The sequence below is a fragment of the Varibaculum prostatecancerukia genome, assembly GCF_943169825.2.
GTDB lineage: Bacteria > Actinomycetota > Actinomycetes > Actinomycetales > Actinomycetaceae > Varibaculum > Varibaculum prostatecancerukia.
The window spans coordinates 336,904-348,680 of the sequence record NZ_OW968402.1 but is presented as its reverse complement, the minus strand read 5'-3'; the positions used below and the strand labels follow the sequence as shown (position 1 = coordinate 348,680).

General features: G+C 42.6%; 12 protein-coding genes. 1 reads left to right on the top strand and 11 read right to left on the bottom strand.

The annotated features are described in order from the left end of the window. Positions 1-312: 312 nt before the first annotated feature. Complete coding sequence (locus KO216_RS01540) at positions 313-975, top strand: hypothetical protein (RefSeq protein ID WP_215522534.1); 663 nt, start codon at positions 313-315, stop codon at positions 973-975. 1,354 nt (positions 976-2,329) lie between these two features. On the opposite strand, the gene KO216_RS09650 is transcribed toward KO216_RS01540, so the two are convergent. From KO216_RS09650 to KO216_RS01495, 11 genes are all read right to left on the bottom strand, one after another. Then, the gene (locus KO216_RS09650; RefSeq protein ID WP_374047507.1) at positions 2,330-2,623 is read right to left on the bottom strand and encodes a hypothetical protein; all 294 of its coding nucleotides are present in this window, start codon (positions 2,621-2,623) and stop codon (positions 2,330-2,332) included. A gap of 50 nt (positions 2,624-2,673) precedes the next feature. After that, positions 2,674-2,838, bottom strand: coding sequence for an HAD family hydrolase (locus KO216_RS01535; protein ID WP_215522533.1), 165 nt, complete (start codon positions 2,836-2,838; stop codon positions 2,674-2,676). Positions 2,839-2,880: 42 nt separating this feature from the next. Then, positions 2,881-4,689 (bottom strand): ABC transporter permease, encoded by a 1,809-nt coding sequence (locus KO216_RS01530; RefSeq protein WP_215522532.1) that lies wholly within the window; start codon positions 4,687-4,689, stop codon positions 2,881-2,883. Further along, a complete protein-coding gene (locus KO216_RS01525) occupies positions 4,686-5,369 on the bottom strand; it encodes an ABC transporter ATP-binding protein (RefSeq protein WP_215524001.1) in 684 nt (227 codons plus the stop codon). Before KO216_RS01525 ends, KO216_RS01530 begins: the two co-directional genes overlap by 4 nt. Before the next feature lie 72 nt (positions 5,370-5,441). Further along, positions 5,442-6,281 carry a sensor histidine kinase gene (locus KO216_RS01520; RefSeq protein ID WP_215522531.1) on the bottom strand — a complete coding sequence of 280 codons (840 nt, stop codon included), beginning with the start codon at positions 6,279-6,281 and terminating at the stop codon, positions 5,442-5,444. 209 nt (positions 6,282-6,490) lie between these two features. After that, complete coding sequence (locus KO216_RS01515) at positions 6,491-7,177, bottom strand: response regulator transcription factor (protein WP_215522530.1); 687 nt, start codon at positions 7,175-7,177, stop codon at positions 6,491-6,493. A gap of 19 nt (positions 7,178-7,196) precedes the next feature. After that, positions 7,197-7,538, bottom strand: a complete 342-nt coding sequence (locus KO216_RS01510; RefSeq protein WP_215522529.1) for a TfoX/Sxy family protein — start codon at positions 7,536-7,538, stop codon at positions 7,197-7,199. 19 nt (positions 7,539-7,557) lie between these two features. Continuing rightward, the gene (locus tag KO216_RS01505; RefSeq protein ID WP_215522528.1) at positions 7,558-7,986 is read right to left on the bottom strand and encodes a VOC family protein; all 429 of its coding nucleotides are present in this window, start codon (positions 7,984-7,986) and stop codon (positions 7,558-7,560) included. 665 nt (positions 7,987-8,651) lie between these two features. After that, complete coding sequence (locus tag KO216_RS01500) at positions 8,652-10,301, bottom strand: DUF2326 domain-containing protein (RefSeq protein WP_215522526.1); 1,650 nt, start codon at positions 10,299-10,301, stop codon at positions 8,652-8,654. Beyond that, entirely contained in the window at positions 10,295-10,513 is a 219-nt protein-coding gene (locus tag KO216_RS09645; RefSeq protein WP_215522524.1) for an ABC-three component system middle component 7, read from the bottom strand. Before KO216_RS09645 ends, KO216_RS01500 begins: the two co-directional genes overlap by 7 nt. Continuing rightward, positions 10,497-11,561 carry an ABC-three component system protein gene (locus KO216_RS01495; RefSeq protein ID WP_251451721.1) on the bottom strand — a complete coding sequence of 355 codons (1,065 nt, stop codon included), beginning with the start codon at positions 11,559-11,561 and terminating at the stop codon, positions 10,497-10,499. Before KO216_RS01495 ends, KO216_RS09645 begins: the two co-directional genes overlap by 17 nt. Positions 11,562-11,777 lie beyond the last annotated feature (216 nt).

Genomic DNA, 11,777 nt, shown 5'->3' with positions numbered 1-11,777 from the left:
TTTTCCGCCTGATAACAAGCCAAAATGCCGATTACGGACCTGAGCCGGGAGGCATTGGTTTGGTCGCAAATGATCGGAGCACATCACTAATGGATTATCTGTCTACGAATTTTGGAGCGGGCTTTACCCCGCGAAAGCCGTGCCGCGAAAAAGTTACTCCTCCCGCGCAAAGGTTGCTCCACATTCTTCTGCCGGATCATTGATTCTTCCGTAGTAGACGCAGACGGCATCATTGTATTCACTTTCCGTGACGGATTGTCATTCTCGTGGTGAAGCTGACGGGAGTACAGGATTTAGATTAAGGCGATGACCGTGCCAGTGGTCAATCAGCCAACGGTCGTGACTGGCGATAATCCACATTACCTGGCCAATTGTCTGGTATTTCATCAAACCCAAAGCTCGTTGACAGTTTATCTTGGGGCAAGAATAGATGCTTGTATAAGCTATATTAGCAGTCAGATATATTTTGGAGGAAGTCATAAAATGTCCATCAATAACATAAATAACTCTGGCGATGGAAACATTTTCAATCAAAATATTGGTGGCAAATCCATATATGACCTCTTTGATATTGATGACCTAGCGTACGAATGGTGTCACAGAAAAAATGTTGTTACCAAGACTCGTAAATCACGGGTTAAAAGTTCAATTTTGAAGATTGTTCTCGGCTTGGTTCTACTGGGGGTATGTCTTTTCGTTGCTTTTTCTGAAGGCGCCGTCGACAGTATTCCAGCATTCTTTTCCTTCTTAGGAGAGCTGTCAAAAGAAGCCATCATCACAATACTAACTTTTATAGTGGGAGCTTTTGCAACGCTGGTGGGAAGCTCAGATGCTTGCCACCGCAGCGATGCTGAGAAAAGAAATAGGGAGACTATGGATCTGATCGCACGTCGCGTAATTGATCTTAATTTCTCAACGAGACAGTGGAAGAATGCCAAGAAAAGAGCGGAAAACTTGTGGTATAAAAACGTGTAACCAATCTGGTAAATCTAAAGTTCACTGCTTTAGAATATTCTCTCGAAATAAAAATTTGTGTACCCAGGCTATTGACTTTTGTACCCGCCCAGCACTCTGTACCAAAATGGGTGTTCTCTTGTTTTGTCGTATAGGGCGGTTTTTCCTTGGCAGCGCTGGTTTCTGCTGCGGTCGCGGAACATAGTAGCAGGTCGTTCTGATTTTCCAGGCAATTTGTAACCGGATTAAAACCACCCAAGTGAGAACTTTTCATGCGGAGAACACGCCGCAAGCTCTTAATCGCTACCACCGGCTTAGACTACGTTCCTTTTGAATCTAACAAATCCAACCAAAACCGAAATCACGGGATACGCTATAGCAGCACAAAATAGGAGTGGATAGTTCAATGTGCCTGTCATCACAGGATCTTGTGTAATCAAGTATCCGTAAACATTGTTGGGCAGCCAAGAACTGATTGTCTTTGAAATGTCTAGCGGTATAAGACCAAATACAATAGGAGCTATCAGGCTTATCGCAATATATGATCCGATCGCGGAAGCAGCATGGCGAAAGATAAACGCCAATCCACCCGCAAACAACACACTAGTAGCCAAATTGAAACACGCGACTAGGATCTGCCTCCAAACTGTAGCATCAGCTAGAGTGATCGTGTATGGCGTGTCATGTGATACTAAGATGCCTTCGAGAGGAATAATCGCCATTAGAATTACAAAGAATGTTGATAGCGAAAACGCTAGTGGCCAAAAAAGTTTAGATGCGATAAACCTTGCAGGTCGACGACTTGCCCCGAAAGTGGTATAGATAAAACCAGAACCCCACTCGGCACAAATGTAGGCGATTATTGCAGCTCCAAAAAAGATGGCTTTGACGAAGCCCTCGTTGGTCGCCTCATCGAGCGCATTACCATCGAGGAGGGGAGAATCAAGGTGCAGTTCAAGTCAGGGGTGGAGATGAATGCATAAACAATCAGATTTAAAAGATAGCCGACTCAAGTCAATTACTGCATTATCGACTCTTACTAGTATGCTTCTTTTTTAGCGCCTGTAATTCTGAAACCATCGCTTGAACTGAGTCTCGCAAGAACTCGCGGTCAACTATATTGTCTATGAGGAGCTTCGCTTTTGTTCCTTCTAAGACAGCTCTTTCTTTGCATCCGGCATCATTGTAGGCATTGAACACACCATGCAAATTTATGCATAAAGAAGAAGAGGATCTCGGTATTTGGACTTGACGAATCCAATTCTTTAATCCCTAGTTTTTATGATACAGGAACTTTTATATTCTCATAATAGTTCCAGCCTATATGTTGAATTTGCTGTGTGTAGTACATTTTAAAAATACCTGCTTATCTACTTCACAGAATATACTTTCTAATTTGAGATAAACTATCAAATTGATTTTTGCAATTAAAATTTATACCATAGAATTCTAACCTAAAAAATTCTAACCTAAATTCATTGGCTAAAGCTAAATCAGATATAGAATTTCCAATATAAATAGAGCTTTCCAAATCAATATCAGGATACTTATTAAGAGCTTGAACGATCAAACCCGGTGAGGGTTTATGGCAATTGCATTTACTTTTCCTGCTATGTGGGCAGCGAAATATATCTAATATTTCTATATTTTCTTTCCTCAATGCGGCTATTAACTTATCATTAAATTCTTCATAATGTGAATATGAAATATACCCTTCCCCTATAATTGGTTGGTAATAATTATTAATTCATATCCTTTTTCTTTTAAATAAGTTAGTCCATCCACTGTGCCTGGTAGGATTTCGGGAGTCCTTTTATCAAACCATTCATTATCAGGATAATCTTTATTTAACGTTCCATCTCTATCTAAAAAAGCGACTTTCAAAATATGCCTCCTATAAAAAGTTTCTATGTGACAATCATAGAGCTATAGTTCATTAATCGTTTCAGTAACTGACATATCACGAATCCGCTTTGTCGGGGAATATACAGCTGCAATTGTCGCTAGTGAGACAAACAAAAGAATGATGCCTAGAGAGAGAATTGGGAATTGCCATACCGCAGATGGAAAATGCTGAATAATAAGGAAATCGTACAGCATTTTGTTAATTGGCAAACCAAAAACACAACCGGATAGGCACCCTAAAAGGGCATAAGTGAGCGCTTCAAAAATAATCATTTTCGTCATTTGCTGTCCATCCATTCCTACTGCACGCATCATCCCATACTGTTTTGTGCGAGCAGATACGCTCATGGAAATACTATTGATGATATTCATCACTGTTACTAGTGCAATAACAGCCAAAAACGCATAGATACAAAAGACAAAAGCTACATAGGTTCCCGTGGTGCGTTCGTTGCGCTTATCCTGAAAGCTGTATGCCTTACCTACATAATTATGGATTGTCTGAATATCCTTATCCGTAGCATCTGCTGTTGTCTGTATTAACACGAGAGAATACTTTTCATTTCCTGTTAGACGAACAAACGTATCATCAGAGGTAATCAACGTGAGTTTTCCGTTTGTCAATCCGTTATCGCTAAATGGATCATTCTTTAACAATCCAGCTATTGTGAGAGTTTTCTCTCCAATTTGAACCGTATCGCCGATTTTCCATGTGCTGTTCTGGTCAGATGTTGCTAAAACAGAGTCGCTGTCTCCATATACTTTTGATAGATCGCTCCCAGTTTTTAAAGCACTGTCTTTTTTCAGACATTGCAGATCAAAATTATCATAAGAAATCAAATCAACTGTACTCAGAGAGTGACTATCGCCGTTCACTTTGGCAGGAATATCAAATGCACTGCGACGACCGTAAACTTCCTTGACCCCATCCATTCTACGAATAGATGCGAGCAGTTCTTTAGGAATAGAATTGCCATCAGTGCTTGCGATATCAATATCTGATGTGGCAGCTGACTGAGGTATCAGGTAGTTAACAAAACTGACTAGGACAGAGAAACTTAAAAATAAGATGATGCTAAGTGCAAAAGAGCTTGTCATCAAGAACAGATTCTTTTTCCTAGTGATTGCATGATTAATCCCGAGAGCCGCTTCAATTTTTCTACATCTTATATATGATGCACAACGTGTTGTTTTCTCATGATTTGCATTTCCTGATACTGCCGTAATAGGCGATACTTTTGCAGCGCATTTTGCCGGAGCATGCGCAGCGATAAGTACAGTAGTTAGGCCTAAAATAATACCGCTGGCAATACCCAAAACGCTGATGCCAAAAAGAGGAATATGAGAGAACTCTCCTCTCACTATAAAGTGTAAGGCTGCGCATAGTATCCATGTAGCAACAACCCCTAAGGCAAGTCCGATAGGTATAGCCTTTTTGCACCAGCTTAAAGCTTCCAAACGGACAAACTGTGTAATCTGCTGTTTACTCATTCCAATACAGCGCATCATTCCAAAAAACTTGGTTCTTTGTGCGACGCTACTACTCATTGTGCTGGAAATCATCAAAACGCCTGCAATTAAAATTAGCAGAAACAGAACAGTCGCGACAGAAAGAAGAGTTTGTCCCATTGAGCTGGTAAGAATATCTAGAACAGAGATACTCCCATGCTTACTAGACAGTCTTTCTTGTTCCATTCGTAAGCCCATTTCGACCATGCTAAATACAGCAGTTACCATAAACACTGCAAGAGCAATGCAAAATAGTGTCATGCGATTTCGTCTGTGGTGCGCTTTGGCTGAGATCGGGATAAGACTGAGATAACTTTTCATTCACGGCACCTCCCAAAATCTGTCAATGCACCATCAGATACCTGTAAAATGCGGTCTGCGACCTGGGATATGCTTTTGCTGTGAGTAATCATGATAATTGTTTGCTCATATTTTCTGGATGCTTCTTTCAAGAAAGCAATGACTTCACTAGTGTTTTGAGTATCCAGATTTCCAGTTGGCTCGTCTGCTAGTATAAGAGCAGGGCGTGTAATTAACGCGCGTCCAATAGCAACACGTTGTTGCTGTCCACCAGAAAGTTGATTGGGAAGATGATCGCGCCGCGCAGACAGTTTTAATATCGAAAGCAAATCTTCCAGAAAATTTTTGTCGGGTTTTTGATAATCTAACAACACTGGGAAAATGATATTCTGTTCGACTGTTAACTCTGGAATCAAGTTGAAGCTTTGAAAAATAAAGCCGATATTTCTACGACGAAATACAGTCAAGTTACGGTCTTTCATGGCAAAAATATCCTTGCCATCAATAAACACTTTGCCTGAAGTTGGAGTATCCAACGCGCCAATCAGGTTCAGTAGAGTACTTTTGCCAGAGCCAGATTCACCAACCACAGCAACAAATTCACCTTTTGGAACGGAAAAAGTAGCATCTTTTAATGCATGAACAGCAGTCTCACCATTTCCATAGGTTTTTGATAGGTTTTGCACTTCTAGTAAGCTCACTGTATTAACACCCCTTTCTGCTTTCATATAGAAAGAGTATTACGTGAACCCTACAGCTAAATGACTTTTTTCCTACAAATTTGTAGGAATCAATAAATTGATTATGAATATTGTTTCTTTGCCTAAGTCACTATCTACTTCTATTGTTCCGCTATGAGCTTCTATGATCGCTTTCGTAAGAGGAAGTCCTAATCCAACACCCTGTGTATCTTTTGAAAAGCGGCTACGATAAAATCGCTTAAAAATGTGGGGGAGATCTTCTGAGTGTATGCCACTTCCGTTATCTCTTATCATAATTTGCACCATTGATAATGACTTGCGCCATGAAATTTCGATGGTACTTCCTGCTGTTGTATGATCCAAAGCATTTTTAACAACATTACTGATTGCCTCCATAAGCCAATATGGATCACAAAGCAGGATGGTAGCAGTATCGTGTTCAATAAAATTTAAAATTTTATTTTGTTGCTGTGCTTGAAATGCAAAACGTTGCTGGATTTGCTTCATTATGTCATCAATATAGTGTTTACTTTTGTCAAAAATAATTATTCCAGCATCTAATTTCGCAATCGTTAAAAGATTTTTGACGAGAATTTCTATACGGTAGAGCTCTTGTTCAGAAAGATCTGTAAATTTTTTAATTGTCGGGGAATTCACTGTTTCTTCTTTTAGAATTCCATTGTATATGTTCAGCGCTGCAAGAGGTGTTTTTAGTTGATGAGAAATATTTGATATAGTATTTTTTAAAGAAATCTTTGCTTTTTCCTCATTTTCCGCGCGAGAATTTAAGATTGTAGCCAAAGTATTTATCTCATGGAATAGCTGGTACAGTTCACCCTCATCATCGCAGCTAATTCTGGCATTGTGGTTACCCGAAATATACTCTCGTATCTGTGTCACTGCATTTTCCATAATTTTCTCCTGTTTTCTAAAATAGAAATACAGAAAAATTAAAATCAAAAATCCCATTAAAATTGTAGAGATCAATATATGTAATACTGCGAACTCCCACTGCATAATGACAGCAGCAATAGAAAATGATGAAAAACCAACAATAATCAACAGAATATAAATAAAGAGATTTTTAATTCTTCGGTTTGCCAATAATCTCATCGTGCGCCTTATGCTATCACATTCCACTTATAACCCACACGACGAAGAGTGATGATCTTTTGTGGACAATCTGGATTGTCTTCAATTTTAGTTCGTAATCTTCGGATGTATACCGTTAGGGTGCTAGTGTTGATGTAGTTTCCTTCAGAATCCCAGAGTCTACTTAAAATCTGCTCTGACGATAATGCTATATTGGGATTTTCCATAAATAGGCATAGCAATTTGTATTCTCCTGCTGTTAAGTCAATAGGAATATCACCCTTGTAAACTTCATGCCTTAATAGATGCACCGTTATTCCATTAGATTTCAACTCTGTATTAAGTTGAGTGAAGTTCTCGCATCTTCGGAGGAGAGCATTAATTCTTGATAAAAATACGCCCAATTGGAAAGGCTTCGTAATATAATCGTCAGCACCTATATCAAGGCCCATAATAATATCGGTTTCTTCATCTGCTGCAGTCAAAAAAATAATCGGTATCCTTGAAGTCTGTCGGATTCTTTTACACAGATCATAACCAGAGCCATCCGGCAAAGATACATCTAATATGACTAAGTCATACCTGTCCTGCTTCCATAGATTTGCTGCTTCTACACTTGTCCGAGCAACATCAACTTCATAGCCCTGTTTCCTAATTGCAAAAGACAGGCCATTTATTAAACTCAAATCATCTTCGACAAAGAAGATTCGTTTCACGCGTATTCACCTCCAACTTTCAATTTATCTCTCTACCACCCATCAGCTGTTTTCTTTTTTTAACCGCCGGTAATTCCGTGATCATCGCCTGAACTAAGTTTTGCAAGAACGCTCGATCATCTACATTTTCTACGAGGAGCATTGCTTTTGCTCCTTCATAGGACAGCTCTTTCTTTGCATCCGGCATCATTGCTATGGCTGATTTGGTTGGCTTAACTAAAAAGCGGTCGTCATAAATCCCGCCAAAGACTTTCCCTTGGCAATAGAGAATGTATTCACCCATCATTGCCCGATGAGAAATCTCATCCAAACCAGCGAGCTGTTCTAAAATGAAGTCCAGGTAGTCCTTTGAAGATGCCATAATCTTTTCCCACGCACTCTTAAAATTTCAGCAATCCATTTTCATCAAATTGAAAATCTGAACCCCATGATACTTCCCAATAGTATCCATCCAAATCTGAAAAATATGCGTGATATCCACCCCAGAAAACTTCCTGTGGCTCTTTTACGATTTTTCCACCTGCTTTTCTTACTAATTCAATTACGGTATCTACATCTTCTTTATGTTCAACATTGTAAGCCAAGGTAATTCCTGAAAATCCACTTCCTTTTGGTGGATTATTTTCATCAATATCTTTTGCTAATTGCTCCAAAGGAAACAGTTCAAACTTAGTTCCCGGAGTATCAAAAAAGCATACCGGCGGATTATCTTCTCTACAATCAGTTTTGTATCCTAATCCATCTCTATAAAACTTGATTGACCTTTCCATATCTTTGACACCTAAACAAACACAAGTAATCTTGTTCATCGTTACCTCCTATGAATTCAAATTTGTTCTTCCTCGCATTCGATCTTTTCATCAGCCTTCATCAATCTCACCCACTCAGCAGCCGAAATATCAATCTCACCCACTCAAAAACGACAAAAGCAAAATCGACTACTCAACCCTCTGAGCAATTCGCCCCGAAAACCCGTTGACCAGTTCCCCCGAACATCCAATCAGCCCTCGCCACCAAATCTCATTCAAATTAAATCACGCAAAACCCCTGATAAACAAGGCTTTCCGCGACTACACTCGCGTCATCAAACACACCGTCTCCACGTGTCTCGAGGCGGTGCGTAATTGTCACAAAGGCACAACCCAATCTACTTAACGACTCGTATAGACTTGCCTCAGTTCTCTGGTCCAGCCCCGAGGTAGCTTCGTCAAGAATAAGTAACCGAGGTTCTTTACATCCACCCCAGCAGTGGCACCTGCCTCGAAGCCTGCACCTACTGGCTGTAACTGTCCAAAAAACAATCCGCACCCCCATTTTTAGGTATTAACCCGGTATTAGCCAGAGTTCCAAGGGCGTGTAATTGAAAAACGCCTGCGAAGTATCTGCTTCTCTCGTACGCCTGCTGCTTCACGGAGCTGTACTCTGTTCATGTTCTTGCCTAAAAGGATTTTCCGGAGTTTGTTGTATTTGATTTTCACGGGCGTTCCTTTCGGCTCCACTTCTCCCCGAACAGGGCGTGCTCGTTGTTGTCGAGCTTGAGCACCATGGTTCGCTTGATGATAGCTTTGGCTTCGTCAGTGCAGTCACTAACTTTGTCAACGGCTATGAAGATCTGCTTTTCTACCTGGTCGTTGTATACGCGGATGAGGTTGCTGAGGTCGGTGCGTGACATGGAGTCGAACATGATCGAGTCGTGCGCGATGGCCGGAAGCGCTGTGTTCTGCGCTATCGCCAGATCGTAAATGATGACGCCACGATGGTTAGTGCCAGTGCCTTTATCTCTCGGGGTTTCAAAGTCGTAGCTGTTGAACGCGCTAAGCGAGAGCCTTGGAGCGTTGTATTCGCCGCCGGTTACTTCTTCATTGATGGCTTCCATCTGGCTGTCGATTGCAGTTTCAATAGACGAGAGCACCGCATCGAGCTGTTGTTGGTAGCGTGTGTTCGCTTCTTGCTTTTCTTTTTGGAGCCTGTCACGAGTATCAAAAGCATCGTTTTCGTCTTGCAGCTTATTGATACGGCGGTCTAAGGATGTGTAGGCATCCAGGAACTCGTCTGTGAATGCTTTTGATGCTGGTATGGAATCTATGCTAGATAGTAGCTCGGTGGCCTGCCCCTCGAGCGTAGCGAGTTGCCTGGTAACGTGGGTGTGAGCGGCTTCAAGTTCTTCACCGAGGATTGCTTGTATTTTCGTATGGAACTTTTCAATCTCCATGAGCTTTGCAAGGTTCGCCCCTGGAAAGAATTCTTTCAGACTTTTGAGGTCAGCTTCGGTTGGGTATGCGCCGTGGTGAATATTCAGGTCAAGCAGGTGTAGCTCGTCTTTCTTGCTTGTAATCTCGCGGCGCAGATCATTGAGCTGGCGCTTGAGCTCGTTACGTTCGTTCGCTTTCTCGATTTCTGCCGGTTCTACATCAGTCTCATCGGATTGGGCGAGTTTGCTACGGTCTTCCTCTAGAGCAGCGATTTCTACTACGTTCTGCTTGTATTTGGTCATCCCATCTACAGCTGAGGGTATGAATTCATAGCGGCGTGCCATTTTGAACGCTGAGATTTTGTTTTCGGCTTGTTGCAGTTGTTCTTTGAAGTCCTTGATTTCGTCATAGTACCCGAATAGCGCGATTAGGACGGTAATTGCGTCCTTTTGGGATTCGTCTCCTCCTCGGGTTTGGAGAGGTTTGAGTTCGTTGTGGTTGTTCTTGCCGTAGATTCGGAAGAAGCGGCTGAGCGTATTCCTGTATTTCAGTCCTGGCAGGTCCATGTGGTATTTCGCAGCAAGCCACGCGTTGAACTCTTCAATTTTCATTGTTCCAATGACGGTTTGGTTTTCATCGACTTGTGCGACAAGTTTTGGATCGGTGGGAGTCCTAGCGAAGTGGTACTGCCCGTCAGCGAATTCGAATGTGAAGTAAATCGTGTGGTCGTCCAGTTCTTTGACAGCATCACTACCAACATACGTGTTGCCGCCGAATGCGAAGTCGATGATGAGCATCATGGTTGATTTGCCGATAGAGCCTGCTTCGCCTTTGATCGCGCCGAGGATGGTGTTCAGGCCTTTAGTGAAGTTGATAGGTGGGCGTAGTTGTCCGTCTTCACGGAATAATCGGCAGCTGATTTGTTTTAGCATCGGTATAGTTTCCCTTCTTCGCTGAGCGCAATCCGGCCAAGCGCATACAGGCAATCTAGGGCTTCAATGAGCCTAGTCGGATCAGTATTGGTGCTGGCAAGATCTTGAGCGATTTCGTTGGGCGTTTTGGGGGTATCGAGGTGGCGCAGGATTTCTGGTAGCAGTGGTAGCACGCTGTCTTGGTAGGCGAAGAGTTTACTTGGTAGCAGCATCGAACACCTCGCAGGATTGAACGAAATAGGAGATCACGTAGGCGCAGTATCTTTGGTCTTGTTTCGTGATTTGGCTCAGGCGTTTTGATAGTTCGCTGTGAATGATGAGCTTGTCGAACTTCTTGTCCGCGAGCTTTCGATAGGAAGCTTTTATTTGAGCGCGCAGGAGTTCTTCATCGAAAGTTTTAATACGGGCCTGTTCTTTTAGTTGGTTTTGGATGAATCTGAAGAATCTTGTCACGTGCTGCATGACCTCATCGAAAAGGAAAAAGTCGGAGGCCTCGTCTATTTTGCTTTTAACCGCTACGGGATCGAAGTTAAGTGGTTCGAAGTCTTTCGGATTCGCGCGTGCCAGGTTTTCTACTACCCTCGTGATGCCACGCTCAATCTGGACAGCGCTGAGGGTTTGCCTAGCTCTGGCGCTTCGTTCTTGAATTTCTTTAATCTTTTTCAGTTCTTTTTCCTCGGCCTTTTTATGGCCGAGAACATACTGATTGAAGCACTTGGAGCACAAAGCCACGAGGTTTCCGTATTCGGCTTTATCTCCGGCGATACGTGCGGCTTCATATACAGCCTGCGATTGCCCACTAGGAGCAACATTTTGTAGAGATTCTCCGCAACCGGGTTTTGAGCACACGTATTTACAGTCTTCGAGGAGAAGCGACCCGTATTTATTAATAGCTGCCATCGAGCCTGTTTTGGCTCGCTGCAGCTTACGACCAGCTTCAAGAGACGGATCGACAGTTAAACGCAGCGATTCCTGAATCAGATCGAAGAATACGTCTCCAACGTTATCGACGCTTACTTCCTTGTCGATAAATGGGGCGATGGATTCGGCAAGTGCTGCTTTTACCTCATCTGCGGCCTCAGTTGGGACGCCCTCAATATAATCGAGCGAATCAACGAACTCCCTGCGGGTTGGATTGTTCAGCATTTCCCGCGCTAACTTCTTCGATGCTCCGCGTTTGTAGTACTGCTCTAGGGTTCTATCCGACCGGGCAACGTCTGGGGTTTTGTCTCGTGAGGTGTACCAGAGTTCTTCGGGCACAGAACAAAGTCGACTAATCATGCTCCGCATGTAAGGAGCAACGTTCATTCCCTCACTAAGGTGCGGGTAAGCGGCTTTCATCAGCTCTGTGAATAGGCTCATCGCTCACCTCACCCCATCAGTTTTGTCCTGCCTGTCCTGCCCTGTCCTAAACCATACCGATCGGCGAATGTCTGTTTTCTATCGTAGAAGCCAAGCGAATCGAAGCCTAAGTTG